This window comes from Pseudomonas sp. CCI1.1 (assembly GCF_034348165.1).
Taxonomy (GTDB): Bacteria; Pseudomonadota; Gammaproteobacteria; order Pseudomonadales; family Pseudomonadaceae; genus Aquipseudomonas; species Aquipseudomonas paracarnis.
This window is the reverse complement of record NZ_CP133780.1, coordinates 2,775,940-2,798,102: the sequence shown is the minus strand read 5'-3', so window position 1 is coordinate 2,798,102 and position 22,163 is coordinate 2,775,940. Positions and strand designations below refer to the sequence as shown.

The 22,163-nt window shown below is 60.3% G+C and carries 18 protein-coding genes; 8 read left to right on the top strand and 10 right to left on the bottom strand.

Features of this window, described 5'->3' with window-relative positions:
* Nucleotides 1-3 precede the first annotated feature (3 nt).
* The 6 genes from ccoO (RHM69_RS12455) to ccoN (RHM69_RS12430) all read right to left on the bottom strand — a co-directional run bounded on the left by ccoO (RHM69_RS12455) (nucleotide 4) and on the right by ccoN (RHM69_RS12430) (nucleotide 5,599).
* Nucleotides 4-612, bottom strand: a complete 609-nt coding sequence (ccoO, locus tag RHM69_RS12455; RefSeq protein WP_003193167.1) for a cytochrome-c oxidase, cbb3-type subunit II — start codon at nucleotides 610-612, stop codon at nucleotides 4-6.
* Complete coding sequence (gene ccoN, locus RHM69_RS12450) at nucleotides 612-2,054, bottom strand: cytochrome-c oxidase, cbb3-type subunit I (RefSeq protein WP_014719443.1); 1,443 nt, start codon at nucleotides 2,052-2,054, stop codon at nucleotides 612-614. Before ccoN (RHM69_RS12450) ends, ccoO (RHM69_RS12455) begins: the two co-directional genes overlap by 1 nt.
* 353 nt (nucleotides 2,055-2,407) lie before the next feature.
* Nucleotides 2,408-3,355 (bottom strand): cytochrome-c oxidase, cbb3-type subunit III, encoded by a 948-nt coding sequence (gene ccoP / locus RHM69_RS12445; RefSeq protein WP_014719442.1) that lies wholly within the window; start codon nucleotides 3,353-3,355, stop codon nucleotides 2,408-2,410.
* On the bottom strand, nucleotides 3,352-3,552 hold the full coding sequence (locus tag RHM69_RS12440) for a cbb3-type cytochrome oxidase subunit 3 (RefSeq protein ID WP_003193161.1): 201 nt from the start codon (nucleotides 3,550-3,552) through the stop codon (nucleotides 3,352-3,354). Before RHM69_RS12440 ends, ccoP begins: the two co-directional genes overlap by 4 nt.
* Before the next feature lie 3 nt (nucleotides 3,553-3,555).
* Complete coding sequence (gene ccoO / locus RHM69_RS12435) at nucleotides 3,556-4,164, bottom strand: cytochrome-c oxidase, cbb3-type subunit II (RefSeq protein WP_003193159.1); 609 nt, start codon at nucleotides 4,162-4,164, stop codon at nucleotides 3,556-3,558.
* Nucleotides 4,165-4,174: 10 nt separating this feature from the next.
* Nucleotides 4,175-5,599 carry a cytochrome-c oxidase, cbb3-type subunit I gene (ccoN, locus tag RHM69_RS12430; RefSeq protein ID WP_003193158.1) on the bottom strand — a complete coding sequence of 475 codons (1,425 nt, stop codon included), beginning with the start codon at nucleotides 5,597-5,599 and terminating at the stop codon, nucleotides 4,175-4,177.
* Between the two features lie 79 nt (nucleotides 5,600-5,678).
* Between ccoN (RHM69_RS12430) and RHM69_RS12425 the strand changes: the two genes are divergently transcribed.
* Nucleotides 5,679-6,371 carry an alpha/beta family hydrolase gene (locus RHM69_RS12425; RefSeq protein WP_014719441.1) on the top strand — a complete coding sequence of 231 codons (693 nt, stop codon included), beginning with the start codon at nucleotides 5,679-5,681 and terminating at the stop codon, nucleotides 6,369-6,371.
* Between the two features lie 102 nt (nucleotides 6,372-6,473).
* On the opposite strand, the gene RHM69_RS12420 is transcribed toward RHM69_RS12425, so the two are convergent.
* Complete coding sequence (locus RHM69_RS12420; RefSeq protein WP_014719440.1) at nucleotides 6,474-8,039, bottom strand: methyl-accepting chemotaxis protein; 1,566 nt, start codon at nucleotides 8,037-8,039, stop codon at nucleotides 6,474-6,476.
* Between the two features lie 108 nt (nucleotides 8,040-8,147).
* On the bottom strand, nucleotides 8,148-8,939 hold the full coding sequence (locus RHM69_RS12415) for a CPBP family intramembrane glutamic endopeptidase (protein WP_019820478.1): 792 nt from the start codon (nucleotides 8,937-8,939) through the stop codon (nucleotides 8,148-8,150).
* Between the two features lie 420 nt (nucleotides 8,940-9,359).
* Here RHM69_RS12415 and RHM69_RS12410 point away from each other — a divergent pair, with 420 nt between their 5' ends.
* Complete coding sequence (locus tag RHM69_RS12410; RefSeq protein WP_014719438.1) at nucleotides 9,360-10,220, top strand: DMT family transporter; 861 nt, start codon at nucleotides 9,360-9,362, stop codon at nucleotides 10,218-10,220.
* Between the two features lie 32 nt (nucleotides 10,221-10,252).
* On the opposite strand, the gene RHM69_RS12405 is transcribed toward RHM69_RS12410, so the two are convergent.
* Nucleotides 10,253-11,137: a DMT family transporter gene (locus RHM69_RS12405; protein WP_014719437.1), complete on the bottom strand. Its 885-nt coding sequence runs from the start codon at nucleotides 11,135-11,137 to the stop codon at nucleotides 10,253-10,255.
* A 163-nt stretch (nucleotides 11,138-11,300) separates the two neighbouring features.
* Here RHM69_RS12405 and aceK point away from each other — a divergent pair, with 163 nt between their 5' ends.
* The 6 genes from aceK to RHM69_RS12375 all read left to right on the top strand — a co-directional run bounded on the left by aceK (nucleotide 11,301) and on the right by RHM69_RS12375 (nucleotide 20,600).
* The gene (gene aceK, locus RHM69_RS12400) at nucleotides 11,301-13,010 is read left to right on the top strand and encodes a bifunctional isocitrate dehydrogenase kinase/phosphatase (RefSeq protein WP_200600940.1); all 1,710 of its coding nucleotides are present in this window, start codon (nucleotides 11,301-11,303) and stop codon (nucleotides 13,008-13,010) included.
* A gap of 304 nt (nucleotides 13,011-13,314) precedes the next feature.
* Nucleotides 13,315-14,256 (top strand): transposase, encoded by a 942-nt coding sequence (locus RHM69_RS12395; RefSeq protein WP_322255509.1) that lies wholly within the window; start codon nucleotides 13,315-13,317, stop codon nucleotides 14,254-14,256.
* A 136-nt stretch (nucleotides 14,257-14,392) separates the two neighbouring features.
* Nucleotides 14,393-18,304: an ATP-dependent RNA helicase HrpA gene (hrpA, locus tag RHM69_RS12390; RefSeq protein WP_322255500.1), complete on the top strand. Its 3,912-nt coding sequence runs from the start codon at nucleotides 14,393-14,395 to the stop codon at nucleotides 18,302-18,304.
* Between the two features lie 184 nt (nucleotides 18,305-18,488).
* Nucleotides 18,489-19,610, top strand: coding sequence for a beta-ketoacyl-ACP synthase III (locus tag RHM69_RS12385; RefSeq protein WP_003193141.1), 1,122 nt, complete (start codon nucleotides 18,489-18,491; stop codon nucleotides 19,608-19,610).
* 145 nt (nucleotides 19,611-19,755) lie between these two features.
* Nucleotides 19,756-20,370 carry an RNA polymerase sigma factor gene (locus tag RHM69_RS12380; protein WP_014719433.1) on the top strand — a complete coding sequence of 205 codons (615 nt, stop codon included), beginning with the start codon at nucleotides 19,756-19,758 and terminating at the stop codon, nucleotides 20,368-20,370.
* On the top strand, nucleotides 20,364-20,600 hold the full coding sequence (locus RHM69_RS12375) for an anti-sigma factor family protein (protein ID WP_020302662.1): 237 nt from the start codon (nucleotides 20,364-20,366) through the stop codon (nucleotides 20,598-20,600). The genes RHM69_RS12380 and RHM69_RS12375 overlap by 7 nt, the downstream gene beginning before the upstream one ends.
* A gap of 32 nt (nucleotides 20,601-20,632) precedes the next feature.
* On the opposite strand, the gene RHM69_RS12370 is transcribed toward RHM69_RS12375, so the two are convergent.
* Nucleotides 20,633-21,955, bottom strand: coding sequence for a putative porin (locus RHM69_RS12370; RefSeq protein WP_003193136.1), 1,323 nt, complete (start codon nucleotides 21,953-21,955; stop codon nucleotides 20,633-20,635).
* Nucleotides 21,956-22,163: the final 208 nt, after the last annotated feature.

Genomic DNA, 22,163 nt, shown 5'->3' with positions numbered 1-22,163 from the left:
AGGTCACCGTTTGCTTTTGATGATGGTGCCAAGGCCTTGCAGGTAGGCCACCAATGCGTCCATTTCGGTCTTGCCCTTCACGGCGGCGGCCGCACCGGCGATGTCTTCGTCGGTGTAGGGCACGCCCAGGGTGCGCAAGACTTCCATCTTCTTCGCGGTGTCCTTGCCGTCGAGCTTGTTTTCCACGAGGAACGGGTACGCCGGCATTTTCGACTCAGGCACGACGTTGCGCGGGTTGTACAGGTGCGCACGCTGCCAGTCATCGGAGTAACGCCCGCCCACACGGGCCAGGTCCGGGCCGGTGCGCTTGGAACCCCACAGGAACGGGTGGTCCCACACGCTTTCACCGGCGACCGAGTAGTGGCCGTAGCGTTCGGTTTCGGCGCGGAAGGGGCGGATCATCTGCGAGTGGCAGCCCACGCAACCGTTGGCGATGTAGACGTCGCGGCCTTCCAGTTCAAGGGCGGTGCGCGGCTTCATACCTTCGACCGGCTTGTTGGTCACGTCCTGGAAAAACAGTGGGACGATTTGGGTCAGGCCGCCAATGCTCACGGCGATGACCATGAAGAAGGCCAGCAGGCCGATGTTCTTCTCGACGACTTCATGCTTCATCAGTGAGCTCCCACAACGGCGATCTTGGCGGCGGCTTCGGCTTCTACAGGGTCGCTGGCACGCACGGTGCGCCAGACGTTGTAGGCCATCAACAACATGCCACTGGCAAAGAACGCACCGCCCAGGGCACGTACGATAAAGCCCGGGTGGCTGGCTTGCAGCGCTTCGACGAAGGAATAGGTGAGGGTGCCGTCATCGTTGATCGCACGCCACATCAGGCCCTGGGTGATGCCGTTGACCCACATCGAGGCGATGTAGAGCACGGTGCCAATAGTGGCCAGCCAGAAGTGCGCGTTGATCAGCCCGACGCTGTGCATCTGCACGCGGCCGAACAGTTTGGGGATCATGTGGTACAGCGCGCCGATGGAGATCATCGCTACCCAGCCCAGAGCGCCGGCATGTACGTGGCCGATGGTCCAGTCGGTGTAGTGGGACAGAGAGTTGACGGTCTTGATTGCCATCATCGGCCCTTCGAAGGTCGACATGCCGTAGAACGCCAGGGACACCACCAAAAACCGCAGGATCGGGTCGGTGCGCAGCTTATGCCAGGCGCCCGAGAGGGTCATCATGCCGTTGATCATGCCGCCCCAGCTTGGCGCCAGCAGGATGATCGACATCGCCATGCCCAGGGACTGTGCCCAATCCGGCAAGGCGGTGTAGTGCAAGTGGTGAGGGCCGGCCCAGATGTACAGGGTGATCAGCGCCCAGAAGTGCACGATGGACAGGCGATAAGAGTAGATCGGACGCTCGGCCTGCTTGGGCACGAAGTAGTACATCATCCCCAGGAAACCGGTGGTGAGGAAGAAGCCTACGGCGTTGTGGCCGTACCACCACTGGATCATCGCGTCCGTTGCGCCGGAATAGGCCGAATAGGACTTGAACAGGTTCACCGGCAGGGAGGCGTGGTTGACGATGTGCAGCATCGCAGTGACCACGATAAAGGCCCCGTAGAACCAGTTGCCTACGTAGATGTGCTTGGTCTTGCGCTTGACGATGGTGCCAAAGAACACCAGGCCGTAGGTCACCCACACAATGGCAAGCAAAATGGCGATCGGCCATTCCAGCTCAGCGTATTCCTTGGTGGTGGTGTAGCCCAGGGGCAGGCTGATGATGGCGCCGACGATGACCGCCTGCCAGCCCCAGAAGGTGAAGGCGGCAAGACCATCGGAAATCAGTCGCGTCTGGCAAGTGCGCTGCACGACATAGTAGGAGGTGGCAAACAGTGCACATCCGCCGAAGGCGAAGATCACCAGGTTGGTGTGCAGCGGGCGCAGGCGGCCGAAGGTCGTCCAGGGCAGGTCGAAATTCAATTGCGGCCAAACCAGTTGCGAGGCGATGAACACCCCGAGCCCCATGCCAAGGATCCCCCAGACCACCGTCATGATGGCGAACTGGCGGACTACCTTATAGTTATAAGCAGTCGGACTGATTGCTGTGCTCATTCTAAGGTTCCACGGTTTAGGTTTTTTTATAGGTAAAATCGGCCGCAAGTATGTAGAAACCGAGGGGCCATTGCAACGCAATGGCTGACCTGTATCAATGCGTTCCACGCCAGATTCTGCGCCCTTTCCATGTTTGGTGTAAGGACAAAGACCGAAATAGAAAGCTGATCAAGTGGACAGGAATTTTAGGGGGCGCAACGAATACCGTCGTCTACGCCAGAATTGCTCCACTGTGGGAACAAGCGTAGACCCGAATAGGAGGAGGGGAAAGTTGGGTTTGGAAGGGGTGCGACACTTGGTCGCGACTTGTGCCTGTGGCGAGGGAGCAAGCTCCCTCGCCACAGATAAGGCTTTTACTGCGGTTGGCTATCTGGCGTTGCACCATCAGCGTTATGGGACAGGCTGTACACGTAAGCCGCCAGCAGGTGCACCTTGTCATTGCCTTGCAGCACGTCCTGGGCCGGCATCTGGCCCTGGCGACCATGGCGGATGGTCTGCTGCAACTGTGCCAGGCTGGTGCCGTAGATAAACCCGGCAGGCTCGGTCAGGTTGGGCGCGCCCATGGCTTCCACGCCGTGACCTTGCGGACCATGACACGCCACGCAGGTGGTGCTGAAGGCGGCTTGGCCGGCTGCCAGGTCGGCGGTGTTGTCGGCGGGCAACGGCAACTTGGCCAGGTCGTGGCGCACGTAAGCGGCGACGTTTTTCACCCCGTCCTCGCCCAGCACTTCACCCCAGGCCGGCATCGCCGCATGGCGACCGTTCAGAATGGTGGCCTTGATGGCCTCGGCCGAACCGCCCCAGCGCCAGTTGCTGTCCGCCAGGTTGGGGAAGCCATAGGCGCCCTTGGCGTCCGAGCCGTGGCATACCGCGCAGTTGGAGGCGAACAGGCGACCGCCCATCTTCAATGCTTGCGGGTCCTTGGCCACTTCTTCTACCGGCATGGCCGCGAACTTGGCGAAGATCGGCCCGAACCTGGCGTCGGCCTTGGCCATTTCCTTGTCCCATTCCTTGGTCTGGGTCCAGCCGTCCTCATAGCCCGGCAGTACACCTTTCCAGTTGCCCAGGCCCGGGTAGAGGATCAGGTAGCCGACGGCAAACACCAGGGTGCCGGCGAACAACATGAACCACCACTGGGGCAGCGGGTTATCGTATTCCTCGATACCGTCGAAGGCGTGGCCCATGGTCTGGTCGACGCTGCCCTTGGTCTCGCCCTTGCGAGTGCCGACCAACAGCCAGGTCAGGCCGATGAGGCTGCCCAGGGTCAATACGCAGATCCATGTACTCCAGAACGTAGTCATGGCCGAGTGCTCCTTGTGGCTGGCTCTGCTTGAGCGTCGGGTGGGGAAGGTTCATCGGCAAACGGCAGCAGGCGGGCCTGCTCGAATTCCGCGTTGCGGCGGTTGTTGAACACCCACAGCGACAGGCCGATAAAGGCGATGGCGACCACCAGCGTGCCAAGGCCGCGGATGGTGCCCGCATCGAATTCAAATCCCATGGCTCACCTCTTGCTCTTGATGGCAGTGCCGAGCACTTGCAGGTAGGAAACCAGCGCGTCCATCTCGGTCTTGCCCTTGAGGCTGGCGACGGCGCCATTGATGTCGTCGTCGGTGTACGGCACGCCGAGGGTGCGCATCACTTTCAACTTGGTCTCGGTGTGGCTGCTGTCGACGGCGGCGGTGACCAGCCAGGGGTAGGCCGGCATTTTCGACTCTGGCACCACGTTGCGCGGGTTGTACAAGTGCGCGCGGTGCCAGTCGTCCGAGTAGCGCGCGCCAACGCGGGCCAGGTCCGGCCCGGTACGCTTGGAGCCCCACAAGAACGGGTGGTCCCACACGCTTTCGCCAGCCACCGAGTAGTGGCCGTAGCGCTCGGTCTCGGCGCGGAACGGGCGGATCATCTGCGAGTGGCACTGCACGCAGCCTTCGCGGATGTAGATGTCGCGGCCTTCCAGTTGCAGCGCGGTGTAGGGCTTCATGCCTTCGACCGGCTTGTTGGTCACGTCCTGGAAGAACAGCGGGACGATCTGGGTCAGGCCGCCGATGCTCACGGCGAGCACCATCAGCAGCATCAACAGGCCGACGTTCTTTTCAATCGTTTCGTGTTTCATCATCGACTCCTCAGGCCATCTGCGCGGCAGCGGTGACTTCGGCAGGTTGCGCCGAACGCACGGTGCGCCATGTGTTGTAAGCCATCAGGAACATGCCGCTGAGGAAGATCGCACCGCCCACCAAACGCACGATGAAGCCAGGGTGGCTGGCCACCAGAGTTTCGACGAAGGAGTAGGTGAGGGTGCCGTCTTCGTTGACCGCACGCCACATCAGGCCCTGGGCGATGCCGTTGACCCACATCGAGGCGATGTAGAGCACGGTGCCGATGGTGGCCAGCCAGAAATGCGCGTTGATCAGGCCGAGGCTGTACATCTGCTCGCGACCGAAGATTTTCGGGATCATGTGGTACAGCGCGCCGATGGAGATCATCGCCACCCAGCCCAGCGCCCCGGCGTGTACGTGGCCGATGGTCCAGTCGGTGTAGTGGGAGAGGGCGTTGACGGTCTTGATCGCCATCATCGGGCCTTCGAAGGTCGACATGCCGTAGAACGCCAGGGAGACGACGAGGAAGCGCAGGATCGGGTCGCTGCGCAACTTATGCCAGGCACCCGAGAGGGTCATCATGCCGTTGATCATGCCGCCCCAGCTTGGCGCCAGCAGCACCAGTGACATCACCATGCCCAGGGACTGCGCCCAGTCCGGCAAGGCGGTGTAGTGCAAGTGGTGAGGGCCGGCCCAGATGTACAGGGTGATCAGCGCCCAGAAGTGCACGATCGACAAGCGATAGGAATACACCGGGCGCTCGGCCTGCTTGGGCACGAAGTAGTACATCATCCCCAGAAAGCCCGCAGTCAGGAAAAAGCCTACCGCGTTGTGCCCATACCACCACTGCACCATGGCATCCGTCGCACCGCCGTACAGCGAGTAGGACTTGGTCAGGCTGACCGGGATTTCCAGGTTATTGACGATATGCAAGATGGCCACGGTGATGATGAACGCGCCGAAGAACCAGTTGCCCACATAGATGTGCTTGGTCTTGCGTTTCATGATCGTGCCGAAGAACACGATGGCGTAGGCGACCCAGACAATGGTGATCAGGATGTCGATCGGCCATTCCAGCTCGGCGTATTCCTTGGAGCTGGTGTAGCCCAGTGGCAGGCTGATTGCCGCCAGCAGGATCACAAGCTGCCAGCCCCAGAAGCAGAACGCGGCGACTTTCGGCGCGAACAGCTGCGTCTGGCAGGTGCGTTGCACCGAGTAAAAGGAGCTGGCGAACAGCGCACAGCCACCGAACGCGAAGATCACCGCGTTGGTGTGCAAAGGGCGCAGGCGACCGAAGCTGGTCCAAGGCAAATCGAAGTTGAGCGCAGGCCAAACCAATTGGGCAGCGAGAAAAACCCCGAGCCCCATGCCGACGATGCCCCACACCACCGTCATAATGGCGAATTGGCGGACCACCTTGTAGTTATAGGCGGTACTTAAAGTAGTGTTCATGGTTCCCCATCCACGGTTCAACCCAAGCAAGTGCGGCACTTGGGCTGGAGTTATAGGCAGACTAAAAAGCGAGGCAAGCATGGGCAAAGAGCACAAGGCCAGTATTGACGGGGATCAATGGGCGCAGTGTGTACGGGAACATGGCTGGTTGTGGGATGTCGCCACCGGCGCGACGTCGGGTGAGCCGGTCACGCTGATCCTGGCCCACGGCGCTGGCGCACCGATGGACTCGGCGTTCATGAACGATATGGCCGCACGCCTTGCCGGGCATGGCGTGAGCGTGTTGCGCTTCGAGTTTCCGTACATGGCCCAGCGTCGCGTGGACGGCGGCAAACGCCCCCCGAATCCGGCGCCGAAACTGCTGGAGTGCTGGCGCGAGGTGTATGCCGAGGTGCGACGTCATGTCGCTGGGAAACTGGCGATGGGTGGCAAGTCCATGGGCGGGCGGATGGCCAGTTTACTGGCCGATGAACTGGGCGCCGATGGGTTGGTGTGCCTGGGCTATCCGTTCTATGCGGTGGGCAAGCCAGAGAAACCCCGGGTGGAGCACTTGGCTGCGCTTACGACGCCCACCTTGATTGCGCAGGGCGAGCGCGATGCCTTGGGCAATCGTGCGGCGGTGCAGAGTTATGACTTGTCAGAGAGCATTGAGGTGATGTGGTTGGCGGCGGGGGACCATGACTTGAAGCCGCTGAAGGCTTCGGGGTTTAGCCATGAGCAGCACTTGGAGGCGGCGGCGGTGCAGGTGGCTGAGTTTCTCCGGACCTGTTAGCGCCCTATCGGGGGCAAGCCCCCTCCCACATTGGGCTGGGTTCACCTATTTCTATCGGTGAATACCGTCCAGTGTGGGAGCTGGCTTGCCTGCGATAGCAGTTTATCGGTTAAAACGCTCTACCAGCGAATACTGGGTATTGGCGGTATGCGTCAACTCTTCACTCAGTTGCGCCGAGTTCATCGCCTGCTCCGAGGTCTGGTCCGCCAACAGCGCAATGGTGCTGATGTTGCGGCTGATCTCCTCGGCCACCGCACTTTGCTCCTCGGTTGCGGCTGCGATCTGGGTGGTCATGTCGGTGATATTGGCCACCGCCTCACTGATACCCACCAAGGCCTGGTCTGCTTCCATCACCCGTGCCACACCTTCTTCGGCCTGGCGGTGCCCGGCGTCCATGGTTTGCACGGCCGCAGCCGCGGTGTGTTGCAGCTTGGCGATCAGGGTATGGATCTGCCCGGTGGATTCGGCCGTACGCTGCGCCAGTTGGCGCACTTCATCGGCGACCACTGCAAAACCACGGCCCATCTCACCGGCACGCGCGGCTTCGATAGCGGCGTTAAGTGCCAGCAGGTTGGTCTGGTCGGCAATGCCTTTGATCACATCAACCACGCCGCCGATTTCATCGCTGTCTTTGGCCAGTTGCGTGACGGTCACGCCGGTCTCTCCAACGGCTGCCGAAAGACGCTGAATCGCCTCGCGGGTTTCCCCGGCGATATCGCGGCCGCGGCCGGTCAGGCGGTTGGCTTCCTGGGTGGCGTCGGCGGTGCGCTGCACGTGGCTGGCCACTTCTTGGGTGGTCGCCGCCATCTGGTTTACCGCAGTGGCCACCTGTTCGGTTTCCACGCGCTGGCGTTCCAGGCCGCTGGAGCTGTTGTGCGCCAGGGTGTTGGATTGCGCGGCCTGGTCGTTGAGGTGCTCGGCGGTGTCCTGCAGGCGGGTAAGACAGGTCTTCAGACGCGCTTCCTGGCTGAGGATCGACATTTCCAGGCGCGCTTGTGCGCCACGGCTGTCGGTGTACATCTGCGCGATCAACGGGTCGGACGTGGTCTGTTCGGCCAGGCGCAGCAAACGCTTGAGACCGCGCTGTTGCCAGCTCAAGCCCAGCAGGCCCAACGGCACCGACAGCGCCGCTGCCAGGGCAAAGCCCCATTGGGAGGTGAGGGTGGCGCCGATCATGAAGCTTAACTGGCTGACCAGGATAAACGGCAGCCAGTCCTGCAACACCGGCAGCCACTTGTCCCGTTGGGGGACGGCCGACTTGCCTTGGTTGATGCGTTGATAGAGCGCCTCGGCCCGGCGGATCTGCTCGGCGGTGGGCTTGATGCGCACCGATTCGTAGCCGATCACCTGGTTACCGTCGAAGACCGGCGTCACATAGGCGTTAACCCAATAGTGGTCACCGGTCTTGCAGCGATTCTTGACAATGCCCATCCATGGCAAGCCTTGTTTGAGCGTGGACCACATATGCGCGAACACGGCCGGCGGCACATCCGGGTGACGCACCAGGTTGTGTGGCGCGCGCACCAGTTCTTCGCGGGTGAACCCACTGATTTCGACAAAGGCGTCGTTGCAGTAGGTAATCACACCCTTGGCATCTGTGGTGGAGATCAACCGTTGCTGAGCGGGGAAGGTACGTTCGCGCTGGGTAACGGGTTGGTTATTACGCATGATTGTTCAATCCGCAAGGCTTTCAGGGGGTATCGGCCATGCGGGGCATTTATTTAACTTATTTTTGCAACAATCCTGCGAACAGCGTTGCCTCTGTAGAAGGCAGGCTTAGCCGGCGAGCATCGGGTAGGTAAACAACCCGAAGTGCAGCAGATTCAAGCCAAAATGCGTGGCAATCGCCGCGCCTAGCCCGCCGAACCGATACGCCAGGCCGTAGCCCACGCCCGCAATACCCGCCAGCAACATCCACTGCCAACCCGCAGCAAAATGCACCAGGCCGAATAACAGCGAGGCCAGCAGCAGCGCGAGGTTCTCGCCATAGGGCAGGTGTTTGAAGCGTTGGCTCAGGCCGCCCTGGATATACCCGCGAAACAGCGCTTCTTCGACCAACGTCACCAGCAGCAGGTTGTTCAACACCCACAGCCACGCCTCGTCCGGCCACTTGGGCGCCCAACTGATCATCCCCAGCAGGGCCGCGCCACCCAAGGCGGCGATAGCGGCCAGAGTCAGGGCCATGGCTGTGACGCAGATCGACAGGCGCAATGAGCGCCGCGCCACAATCCACGGGCAGGCCAGCAACAGCCAGAAGCCGATCAGGGGTTTGTCCTGGTTCAGGTACATCGAGAAGGGCACTGAGTCCGGAGTAAATCGCTGGGGCGCAATACCGCGGCCGTTATAGAAGCCCGGTAGCCAGTGCATCGCCAGGCCCAGGGCCAGGACAATAAACAAGCCGTGGCCAAGGTAGCGTGCCCAAGGGTTGCGTTGCTGGCGTACGGCATACCCGGCCACCAGCAACAGTGCGATGGAGACCGCCGCCAGTACGCCCAGTTGGCCGTAGATCAAAGCCACGACATAGCCAATGGAAAGTAGGGTGAGGTACAGCCAGGGCAAAGCAATCATGTGAAATCCTTGGAAAAAAACTGGGCGGCATTATAGCGAGCGGTCTGCCTGGACGGCATGAAAACTCCTCCACCCACAGGGTGAGGTGAAAGGATTGCAAAATGTATTTGCGGCTGGTTATAGTCGTCGCGTCTTCATCCCTTCAAAAAGATCAGCACATGCCAGCTTCCCAGCGCATAGCGGTAGTCGATTCAGCGGTCAACGCTGTGGTCGTGCCGTGCCGTGGCAAGCAGCCTGCGCAGATCAGTCACTACCCCCCACCTGTCCAGTAGCACGCCGGTGTACGCAGTCGTATCACCGCCGGGTGTTGGCATTTCGGGCTGATCAGCGATTCGCTGTTGCCCCTGCCCGCCTGAAAAAACCTACTGAAATTCAGTTTTTTACTGAGTCGGCTTTTTTGCCTGATAACAGGTGGTAACCATGTCTGTGCTTTCGAAACAATCCGTGGCCGCGGCGGCCTCGACGAGCGTGTTTGTCTTGCTGTGGAGCAGCGGGGCGATCTTCTCCAAGTTGGGCCTGGCCCATGCTTCGCCCTTTGCCTTTCTGTTGATCCGGTTTGCCATCGCCCTGATGGGGTTGGTGGTGTTGGTACCCATCCTCAAGTTGAAGCTGCCACGTCCCGGCAAGCCGCTGCTGTATGCGGCGGCGACGGGCCTGGTCTTGCTGGGGGCCTACCAGATTTTCTATCTGCTGGCCCTGGACCTCAACGTCACCCCTGGGGTGATGGCGACCATCATGGGCGTGCAGCCGATCCTTACCGTGGTACTGATGGAGCGCCAACGCTCCTGGCGCCGGTTGTTCGGCCTGGGGTTGGGGTTGGCGGGCTTGATCATGGTGGTGTACCAGGGCATCGGGTTGGCGGGCATGTCCCTGGCCGGGATGGTGTTCGGGCTGCTGGCGCTGGCGAGCATGACGTTTGGCTCTATCATGCAAAAGCGCATCACCGACAACCCCTTGGGCACGCTGCCACTGCAATACCTGGCCGGGTTGCTACTGTGCGCGGTGTTCGTGCCGTTCCAGCCGTTCCACTTTGAACACAGTGCGCGTTTTTACCTGCCGGTCCTGTGGATGGGGCTGGTGGTGTCCGTGCTGGCGACGTTGTTGCTGTACCGCCTGATCGCCCGGGGCAACCTGGTGAATGTCACCAGCCTGTTCTACCTGGTGCCAGCAGTGACGGCGGTGATGGACTACCTGATCTTCGGTAATCGCCTGGCCCTGTTGAGCGTGCTGGGAATGGCGTTGATCATCGTCGGCTTGGTGTTTGTATTCCGTAAGCAATAAACCCACCCCTGTAGGAGCGAGATTGGTCGCTCCTACAGTTTTTGCGGGCGCAGCACCAACCACAACGCCCCGGCAATCAGCACACCGCCATACAGGTGGGCCATGGACAGCGGCTCATCCAACAGCAACGCACCCCACAACACGCCGAACGGCGGAATCATGAAGGTCACGGTCATCGACTTGACCGGGCCGATGGACGACAGCAGGCGGAAGTACAGAATGTAGGCGAACGCCGTACATACCAGCCCCAATCCCAGCAGCGACGACCACACCTGCCAGCCGCCCCAGCTCGCCGGTGGATGGCTGATGGCGCTGTAGGCAAAGAACGGCAACAGAAACAACGTCGCCCCCAACATGCTGCCCAAGGCCGAGAGACGGCTGTCCAACCCGCCGCGCTGGTCCAGCCAACGCCGCGCCAGGAAACCGGCAAAGCCATAGCACGTGGTTGCCAGCAGGCACGCCAGTGCGCCCATCAATAATTCCAGATCAAAGGCCACCGGCCCCGCACGCGTGAGCACGGCAACGCCAAACAGCCCCAGGGCGACCCCTGCGATTTTCGATGGCGTCAGGCGCTCACTGAAGAACAGCCCGCCAATCAGCACGCCCATCAGCGGCGTGGTGGCGTTGAAAATCGCCGAATAACCTGCCGGCAGTACCTGTGCCGCCACCGAGTACATCGTCGCGGGAATCCCCGAGTTGATCACGCCCAGCAACAGGACCGTCTTGAACTTGCCCTTGAAATCCCAGCTCACGCGCATCATCGCCAGGATCACTAATAAGCCCGCGGCGGCAATCGACACGCGGAAAAACGCGGTGGGCACTGTGCCGATTTCCGGGGCGATGATGCGCATAAACAGGAAGCTCGCGCCCCAAATGGCGGCCAGCCCCAGCAGATACAGGGTGTCAACAGGTCTCACGGAAAACTCCTACGCCAAATGGGGCGCAGAAGTGTTGCCCAGCGGGCAGGTCGGCACAATGGCTAATTGCAGTCAGTTCACCCCCTGCGCAAAATCATTCTTCTCCTGCCTCGGTTCACTGGCTAAGCTCTGGGCTTCCAGATACCCGTTCGAGGTTTCCCGCATGTCGCAGTCCGCCCTCGCTATCGCCCGGATGATCCTCGACGGTTTCGACGATTACCGTGAACACTTCCGCCAGATCACCGATGGCGCCCGTGAGCGTTTCGAGAAGGCCCAGTGGCAGCTGGGGCAGGCCGCGTCGGCCGCGCGCATCAACCTCTATGAAGAGAAAGTCGCTGAGGTCACGACCCGCCTGCGCGCCAGTTTTGACCCTGCGCCGTTGCATGACATCGGCCAGTGGCCCCTGGTAAAAAGCGCCTATATCGGCCTGATCGACCTGCGCTTTGACGATGAACTGTCCGAGACCTGGTACAACTCGATCTTCTGCGGCCTGTTCAGCCATGACCTGATCAGCGACGGCTGCATGTTCATCCACACTACCCGGCCGAGCCTGCGCCGGGCGCGGGCGGCGCAAACCCGTATCTACACGCCGGCCGGTAAAATAGCGGACATGCTCGCGCAGGTTTTCTCTGACTACCGCTTCAGCGAGCCCTACGCCGACCTGCCCGCCGACCTGCGCCGCCTCGAAGCCCAGTTGCGGGAAAACCTGCCGGATTGGGTGTGCAAGGACCCGGACCTCAAGGTCGAGTTGTTTTCCTCGGTGCTGTATCGCAACAAAGGCGCCTACCTCGTGGGGCGCATCTACACCCGCGACGAACAATGGCCGTTGGTGATTCCGCTGCTGCACCGCGAAGGGCGTGGCATTCAGATCGATGCGTTGATCACCGACGAAGCCGACGTGTCGATCATCTTCTCGTTCACCCGTTCCTATTTCATGGTCGACGTGCCCGTGCCAGCGGAATTCATTGGCTTTCTCAAGCGCATTCTGCCGGGCAAGCACATTGCCGAGCTGTACACCTCCATCGGTTTCTACAAGCACGGCAAATCCGAGTTCTACCGCGCGCTGATCAACCACCTGGCCACCACCGATGACCAGTTCATCATGGCCCCCGGCGTGCGCGGCATGGTCATGAGCGTGTTTACGCTGCCGGGTTTCAATACGGTGTTCAAGATCATCAAGGACCGCTTCTCGCCGTCGAAAAACGTCAACCGCGCCACGGTGATCGAAAAGTACCGCCTGGTGAAAAGCGTCGACCGGGTAGGGCGCATGGCCGACACCCAGGAGTTCGCCGACTTCCGCTTCCCCTTGAGCAAGTTCGAGCCCGAGTGCCTGGCCGAGCTGCTGGAAGTCGCCGTCGGTACTGTCGAAGTGGAGGGCGATACCGTGCTTATCCGCCACTGCTGGACCGAGCGACGCATGACCCCGCTCAACCTCTACCTCGACAACGCCAACCCCGCCCAGGTGCGCGAAGCATTGGAGGATTACGGCCTGGCGATCAAGCAACTGGCGGCAGCGAATATCTTCCCCGGCGACATGCTGCTGAAAAACTTTGGCGTCACCCGCCACGGCCGCGTGGTGTTCTACGACTACGACGAAATCTGCTTTCTCACCGAAGCCAACTTCCGCCATATCCCCGCGCCGCGCACCCCCGAGGATGAAATGGCCTCCGAGCCCTGGTACTCCATCGGCCCGCTGGATGTGTTCCCCGAGGAATTCCCGCCGTTCCTGTTTGCCGACGCCGGCCAGCGCAAGTTGTTCGACGAGTTGCATGGCGAGTTGTACAACGCCGATTACTGGAAGGGCCTGCAGGACGCGATTCGTGCCGGTAAGGTGATCGACGTATTCCCCTACCGCCGCAAAGACCCGCTATAACCTATTGCCCCTGTGGGAGCGGGCGTGCTCGCGAATACGGTGGTTCAGTTGATACATCTGTGACTGACACACCGCTTTCGCGAGCAAGCCCGCTTGTATGCTAGGACTTGAAGGGAGGAGAAGGGACAAAGCCCGATTCTGACTGTTGACGCAGTACAGACCGTGGGAGATTTCGCCCCTCCTCCTTTCACCCAAGCGCCGATAAAGAATGCATCTGGCTATGACCGACGATAGGAACAAGCCTGCGCCTCTGGGTGAGCCCTTCAAGTGCTCAAAACCTTAGCCCGGAGGAAGCCCCATGGCAATGCCAGTTTCTGTCTCAAAGCCAATCGTAGGCGTCGATGTCGCTAAGAATGAACTGGTGATTTATCACGCTGAAGTCGATCTGTTAGAAACAATCCCAAACACCAAAGCCGCTATCAAAAAATGGCTGAAGGCCTTGTCCTGCAAAGTGGCCATCGCAATTGAAGCCACCAATATCTACCACTTGGAGTTTGCTGATCTAGCTCATGAAGCTGGTTGCGTGGTTTACATGGTTGGAGGTTATGAGCTCAAGCATTACCGCGAAAGCGTGAAGATCCGGGCCAAGACCGATGCTTTGGATGCCAAGCTGCTCGTCCGCTATTTGAGAAAGGAGGCAGACGAACTGCGTCCCTGGACACCTCCATCACCGCTGTATCGCCATCTTCTAAGCCTGTTTCGTCGGCGCGCAGCCTTGGTTCAGGCGCGCGTCAGCCTGACGCAAAGCTGGGCGAACGAGCCGCTTCTTAAGGCCTCGTTTGCCGAGCAGGTGAAGTCGATGCAGAGACTGGAAGGGTTAATCGAAAAAATGATCAGTGACTGCCTGAAAGAAGCAGGTTTACTGGGTCAGTTGAAGCGTTGCTTGAAAGTCGAAGGCATCGGTTTTTTGACTGGCGCGCGTTTGATTGCCACCTTCCAACGGGGAGAGTTCAGGAATTCGGACGCGTTTATCGCCTTTCTTGGTATGGATTTGCGCGTCAACAAGTCAGGACAGAAGGATGGTCGTCGTAGTTTAAGTAAGCGCGGCGACTCAGAAGCTCGGCGCCTGCTGCATAACGCAGCGATGGCGGCTAGCCGAACAGAGACATGGAAAGCGTTTTATCAAGCACAGAGGGCGCGAGGCTATAGCACCACACAGGCGCTGGTAATACTGGCCCGCAAGCTTGCTAGGGTGGTGTTCGCTCTGCTGAAAGGGCAAAGCGAATATCAGCCAAAAGTTTGTTGAGGGTTGCCCCTCAACCATAGAATCTCCCACATTTTGGTTCGGTTTACACCCGTTGAAGCTCAACTGCCTGCCAGATGGGCTGCTTTTCTGCCACACTTGCCGGCCGTGCATAAATAGATGACCGTCGAAATAGCTGATGACAGACCAAGCACCCACCCTCGACCAACTGCTCAAAGCCCTCGATCACGCCATGCTCGCCGACCGCCACCGCTTGCGCCGGCAGTTGCTTGAGCTGCGCAAGAAGCCCGATGAGGACAAGCTGGCGCAGTGGGTGGCGCGGATGCAGGCATCGTGCGCCCAGGTCACGGCGCGGCGCGCCAGCCTGCCGGTGATTCGCTACGACGACAGCCTGCCGATTGCTGCCAAGCGCGATGAGATCAAAGACGCGCTGAACAAGCACCAGGTGCTGATCATTGCTGGCGAGACCGGCTCGGGTAAAACCACGCAGTTGCCGAAAATCTGCCTGGAAATCGGTCGCGGCCAGTACGGTCTGATCGGCCACACCCAGCCACGCCGGATCGCAGCGCGCAGTGTCGCCAGCCGTGTCGCTGAAGAGCTGGCCACGCCATTGGGTGCGCTGGTCGGTTACCAAGTGCGCTTCGAAGACCAGAGTGACTCCAACACCCTGATCAAGCTGATGACCGACGGCATCCTGCTGGCCGAAACCCAGAACGACCGTTACCTCGAGCGCTACGACACGATCATCGTCGACGAAGCCCACGAACGCAGCCAGAACATCGACTTCCTGCTCGGCTACCTCAAGACCCTGTTGCCGCGCCGCCCCGACCTGAAGGTTATCATCACCTCGGCGACCATCGACCTGGAGCGCTTTTCCAAGCACTTCGACGATGCGCCAATAGTCGAGGTGTCGGGCCGTACCTTCCCGGTGGACACCTGGTATCGCCCCCTCACCCTGGAACAGGACGAGGAGGGCAACCGCGTCGAGGACGACCTGACCGTCGACCAGGCGATCCTCGCCACCCTCGATGAAATCGCCGCCTATGAGCGCAGCGAACGGCGCAGCCCTGGCGACGTGTTGGTGTTCCTGCCCGGCGAGCGCGAGATTCGTGATGCGGCCGACATGCTGCGCAAGGCCCAGCTCAAGCACACCGAGATTTTGCCGTTGTACGCACGGCTGTCACCGGCCGAGCAACAGCGCATTTTCCAGTCCCACCCAGGCCGGCGCGTGGTACTGGCGACCAACGTTGCGGAAACCTCGCTGACGGTGCCGGGCATTCGCTATGTGATCGACAGCGGCACGGCACGCATCAGCCGCTACAGCTACCGCGCCAAGGTGCAGCGCCTGCCCATCGAGGCGATTTCCCAGGCCAGCGCCAACCAGCGTAAAGGCCGTTGCGGCCGGGTTGAACCGGGTATTTGCGTGCGCTTGTACAGCGAAGAAGATTTTATCGGGCGCCCGGAATTTACCGACCCGGAAATTCTGCGCACCAACCTCGCAGCCGTGATCCTGCAGATGCTGCACCTGCGCCTGGGCGAGATCACCGATTTCCCGTTTATCGAACCGCCGGATGGCAAGGCCATCAGCGACGGTTTCAACCTGCTGCAAGAACTCTCGGCGGTCGACCGCAACAGCCAGCTCACGCCGTTGGGCCGCCAGCTCGCCCGCTTGCCGGTGGACCCGCGCATGGGCCGCATGTTGCTGGAAGCGGCCAAGCTCGGCAGTTTGCAGGAAGTGTTGATCGTCGCCAGCGCCATGTCGATCCAGGACCCGCGCGAGCGCCCACCAGAGCGTCAACAAGCGGCCGACCAAGCCCACGCACAGTGGAAAGACCCGGATTCGGACTTCGCCGGGTTGGTCAACCTGTGGCGCGGTTTCGAGGAGCAGCGCCAGGAACTGACCGCCAGCCCGTTGCGCAACTGGTGCCGCAAAAACTTCCTCAATTACTTGCGCCTGCGCGAGTGGCGCGACTCCCATCGTCAATTGAGCCTGATCTGCCGCGACATGCAGCTGAGCCTCAACAAAGAGCCCGCCGACTATCCGAAGCTGCATAAAGCGGTACTGTCCGGCCTGCTCAGCCAGATCGGCCAGAAGACCGAAGACGGCGATTACCTCGGGGCGCGCCAGCGTCGCTTCTGGATTCACCCGTCGTCGGGCATCGGCAAGAAGCGCCCGCAATGGCTGATGACCGCCGAACTGGTGGAAACCACCAAGCTCTATGCACGCATGGTGGCGAAGATCGATGCCGACTGGATCGAGCCGCTGGCGGGGCATCTGATCAAGAAAAACCACTTCGAACCCCATTGGGAGAAGAAGCGCGGCCAGGTGGTGGCCTTTGAGCAGATCACCCTGTTCGGGCTGATCGTGGTAGGGCGTCGGCCGGTGCATTACGGGCCGATTGACCCGGTGGTGTCCCGTGAGTTGTTTATCCGTGAAGGCCTGGTGCGCGGCGAGATTCAGTCCCGGGCCAAGTGCCTGACGGCCAACCAGAAACTGCTGGAGCAACTCGACGAGCTGGAAGCCAAGGCCCGCCGTCGCGACATCCTGGCCGACGAAGAAACCCTGTACGCCTTCTACGATGCGCGCCTGCCCGCAGAGATTCACCAGACCGCCACCTTTGACAGTTGGTACAAGGTCAACAGCCAGAAAGACCCGCAACTGCTGATCATGCGTGAAGAAGACGTACTGGCCCGCGAGGCCAGTGAAGTCACCGCCGCGCATTACCCGGACACCTTGCACCTGGGCGACCTGGCCCTGGCCTTGAGTTACCACTTCGAACCCAACCACCCCCGTGACGGCGTGACCCTGCGGGTGCCGGCGCCGTTGTTGCCGGCGTTGCCAGCCGAGCGCCTGGAGTGGCTGGTGCCGGGGTTGATCGAAGCCAAGTGCATCGCTCTGGTGCGCAACTTGCCCAAGGCGCTGCGCAAAAACTTCGTGCCGGTGCCGGACTTCGTCAAGGCTGCGCTGCAACGTATCGAATTCGGCCAGGGCTCGCTGCCCCAGGCGCTGGGGCGTGAATTGCTGCGCATGACCGGTGCGCGGGTCAGCGATGAGGCGTGGGCCGAGGCGGCGCAACAGGTGGAAAACCACCTGAAGATGAACCTGGAAGTGGTCGACGGCCAGGGCAAGTTCCTCGGCGAAGGCCGTGACCTGGCCGAGCTGACCGCACGGTTCGCTGAAGCCAGCCAGGCCGCCTTGGCGGTGCCGCAAACCGCGAAAAGCCAGCAGCCGGTAGAGGCCAAGGTGTTTGCGGCGGTGGCGGAAAAAACCCAGCAGAACATCGCCGGCCTGTCGATGACGGTGTATCCGGCACTGGTGGAAGAGAACGGCACGGTCAAGGAGGGGCGCTTCTCCACCGCTGCCGAAGCCGAGTTCCAGCACCGTCGCGCCTTGCAGCGCCTGCTGATGCAGCAATTGGCGGAGCCGGCGAAATTCCTGCGCGGCAAATTGCCGGGCCTGACCGAACTGGGCTTGATGTACCGTGAACTGGGGCGAATCGACGCGCTGGTGGAAGACATCCTGCTGGCCAGCCTCGATACCTGTGTACTTGAAGGCGAAGCCAGCCTGCCACGCGATGGCGCTGGCCTGGCGGCCTTGGCTGAACGCAAGCGCGGCAGTTGGACTGAGCACGCCGAACGCCTGGCGCGCCTGACCCTGGAAGTGCTGAAACTTTGGCACGGCCTGCAAAAACGCTTCAAGGGCAAGATCGACCTGGCCCAGGCCGTGGCCTTGAACGATATCAAGCAGCAACTGAGCAACCTGGTGTATCCAGGTTTTGTGCGGGAAACCCCGGCCCAGTGGTTCAAGGAACTGCCGCGTTTCCTCAAGGCTATCGAACTGCGCCTGGAAAAACTGCCGAGTCAGGTGCAAAAGGACCGCGTGTGGAGCAGCGAATTGGGCGGCCTGTGGGCGCAGTACCAGAACCGCGTGAACAAACATACCCAGGAAGGCAAGCGCGACCCGCAGTTGGAGCTGTACCGCTGGTGGCTGGAGGAGTACCGGGTGTCGCTGTTTGCCCAGCAGTTGGGTACCAAAGTGCCGATTTCCGATAAACGCCTGAGCAAGCAGTGGAGCCAGGTAGAGCCCTGAAGCCCTTGCCGCAAGGTGTTTGTTTGGCCTATAGCGCCAAATCCCCGGTGTTGTGGCAAACTTCGCGGTCACAAGATTGAATAAAAGCATTGCCAGTTTGATGCCCGCTGGATGACATCAAACGACTTTAATTTTGGTACGACGGTACCAATATCTTCTGCCTGACAGATTTAGAGGAACGACCGTGCATAACGTCGTCATCAGCGGCACTGGCCTGTACACCCCGGCCAACAGCATTTCCAACGAAGAGCTGGTGCAGTCTTTCAATGCCTACGTACAACAGTTCAACGCCGACAACGCCGCCGCTATCGAACGTGGCGATGTGCAGGCGCTGACCGAGTCGAGCGCGGCATTCATTGAAAAGGCATCCGGCATCAAGAGCCGTTTTGTGATGGACAAGGACGGCATCCTCGATCCACAGCGCATGGCTCCGCGCCTGCCCGAGCGCAGCAACGACGAATGGTCGGTGCTTTGCCAGATGGCCATCGGTGCCGCCGAACAAGCCCTGCAGCGCGCCGGCAAGACCGCCGCCGACATCGACGGCGTGATTGTCGCCTGCTCCAACCTGCAACGCGCCTACCCGGCGATCGCCATTGAAGTCCAGGAAGCCTTGGGTATCCAGGGTTTCGGTTTCGACATGAACGTGGCGTGTTCCTCGGCTACCTTCGGCATCCAGAACGCGGCCAACAGCATCCAGTTGGGCCAGGCCCGGGCGATCCTGATGGTCAACCCGGAAGTCTGCACCGGCCACCTGAACTTTCGTGACCGTGACAGCCACTTCATCTTCGGTGATGCCGCCACGGCGGTGATCCTGGAGCGTGCTGACCTGGCGACGTCCGAACATCAGTTCGACGTGGTGAGTACCAAGCTGCTGACCAAGTTCTCCAACAACATCCGCAACAACTTTGGCTTCCTCAATCGCACGGCGGAAGAGGGCATCGGCGCCCCCGACAAGCTGTTCGTGCAGGAAGGCCGCAAGGTGTTCCGTGATGTCTGCCCGATGGTGGCCGAATTGATCGGCGAGCACCTGGCAGAAAACCAGCTGAGTGTTACTGATGTGAAGCGTTTCTGGCTGCACCAGGCCAACCTGAGCATGAACCATCTGATCGTGAAGAAACTGCTAGGGCGCGACGCGTCAGTAGAAGAAGCACCGGTGATCCTCGATACTTACGCCAATACCAGCTCGGCCGGCTCGGTGATTGCGTTCCACACTTATCAGGATGACCTGCCCAAGGGCGCGGTTGCCGTACTCAGCTCCTTTGGCGCCGGGTATTCGATTGGCAGTGTGATCCTGCGCAAACGCTGAGTATGTGGCCGGACGCGGTCAACTGTGGGAGCTGGCTTGCCTGCGAAGGCATCGGCTCGGTGTGCCTGAATCACCGAGTCGTCTGGATCGCAGGCAAGCCAGCTCCCACATTGAGCGTATTTCCACGGCAAGATTGAGGTAAACGATGGCCGCAGCGGACGATGCGCACCTGCTTGAACGCCTGCTCAAGGGTGAGCAGCGGGCTTATAAGGATTTGGTCAACACGTACCAGAGTGCGATGCGGGCAGTGGCGTATGCCATCGTCGGCCAGCGCCATGCCGATGAGGTGGTGCAAGATGCCTGGCTCTCGGTGGTGCGCAACCTGGCCAAGTTCGAAGGGCGATCTAGCCTCAAGACATGGCTATTGACGATCACTGCCAATTCCGCAAAGAGCCGTTACAAACAAAATCGTCGGGAAGTCCTTCTCGACGATTTACCCTCGCCTCACGGCACTATCGGCGATGACCGCTTCAGCCCGGATGATGGCCATTGGGCTGTCGCCCCTTACGCTTGGCACCAGGACACCCCGGAAGCGCTGCTGACCGAAGATGAATTGCGCAAGTGCCTGGAGCATACGATTCTGAGTTTGTCCGAATTGCAAAGCAGTGTGCTGGTACTGCGTGAACGCCAGGGCCTGGAATTGGAAGAAATCTGTAATCTTCTGACCCTTTCACTCTCCAACGTCCGTGTGCTGTTGCATCGAGCGCGGCTTAAAGTCTTCGCCACGGTGGAGCATTTTGAGGAAACGGGTGAATGTTGACCTGTAAAGAACAAGTAGCGCGTTCCAGTGACTACCTCGATGGGCAATTGACCTTTCGGGAGCGTCTGCTGGTGCGTCATCACTTGATGTTCTGCCCGAACTGCCGGCGCTTTATCCGTCAGATGCGCCTGATGCAGGCAACGCTCAAGCGTATGCCGCAGGAGCCGGTGGAGGGGGTTGATGCGCTAGCCGAACAACTGGCCGCCGAGCGGCTTAAAGACATCATGTAGGAGCGAGCTTGCTCGCTCCTACATGTTAAGCGTTAGAACTTGGCTTCAGCATCCAACTGCAAGGTGTTGGTGTCGGCATCGCGCTGGGTCCGGCTGGCAAAGTCAGCCTTGGTCAGGAAGTAGGTGGCGCCGATGGCGAAGTTCTTGTCGATGTCGTAGCTGACTTTCATCTTGTGACCGCGCGAGCCGGTGGTGCCGTTGGCGAAGTCCGAATCGGTGAAGGCGCCGACGACGGCATTACGTTGAACGTCGCGGTAGTTGTAGTCCAGGTTCAAACCGAACACCTTGGACTTGGCACCCAGCAACCAGGCGGTGTCCTGGTCGGTCACCGCATCGTTGTTTTTTACGTATTGGCCGTAGAACGACAGCGGCACGGCCAGGCCACCGATGTCTGCTTGCGCAAAGCCTTCGTACAAGCGGAATTCGTTGTTGGCCGAGTTGCCGTTGACCGCCAATGCGCAAGGCGTGGTGGTGGTTGTGCAGCGGCTGTCTTCGTCGTTCTTGTAGGCGTAGATGCTGCCGCCCAAGGTCATTTTCAGGTTGTCGGTGACCGAGAAACGCGTACCCAACTGGCCGGACGTCAGGCGCAGGTCATGGCGAAATTGCACGCCGTCACCGTCGACGTTGTCCTTGAGGTTGTAGTTACCCAGGCTACCGAACAGCTCCGCGCTGCTACCCAGTGGGTATTTGTAGGTGACGGCCAGGCCTTCAGGGTTGATGTCGCTATCCCAGATCACATCGCCCATGTTCACCCACGGCTGCAGCATCTTGCCGCCGATCACGTGCAGGTTCTTGATCTGGTCCGGGTGGTAGTCGATGTAGCCGAGGTCCAGCCAGATCGACTTCTTATCGAAGTAGCCATCCTGGTCCTGGTTGGTGGAGCGTGCATCATCGCCGCCGCCGGTGGCGATACGGATACCGGTGTCCACCTGCGGGTTGATTTCGGTGTAGGCACCCAGGCGGGCACGAATACGTTGACGGTCCTTGTCACGCCCACCGTTGTTGGGTTCGCCGTCGATCTTGATGGTTTCCTGGCGGAAGCGCACGTCACCCTTGAACTGGGTCTTGGCTGCCCAAGCCAATTTCTGGTCGAAGCTGCTCAGCTCGTTGGTTTTTTTCGCGGTGGCCGCGATCTGCTCGTTGGTCTCTTGTTGAGCCTGGCGTGCGATCTGCTGCTCTTTCTGATCTCTGGCCAGTTCCATTTGCAGTTCGGTGTACTGCGCCGCGGTGATCTGGCCGTTGGCCTTGAGCATGTCGAGCAATTTAGCGTCGACTGCAGCGCTGGCCGGAACGCTCAGTGCCAGCAACAGGCCGCCACACAGGACCGCCGCAGTTTTAGTGGAAGCAAGACGCATATCAATCTCCGAAAGTGAGGAGGGAGGGCAACACCCTCCAGGACACAACCGACCCATGACGGACGGAAAAAATGTCGCCCGGTAGACCCGGACGCTCTAAAAACTGGCGTCAGTATCGCGACCGTTTATGACGGAGTAGTGGCTAAGTGATTTCATCTAGATGACAAATCGTTACGCTACGGAACTAAGGGTTTTGAGCCCTGTCCGC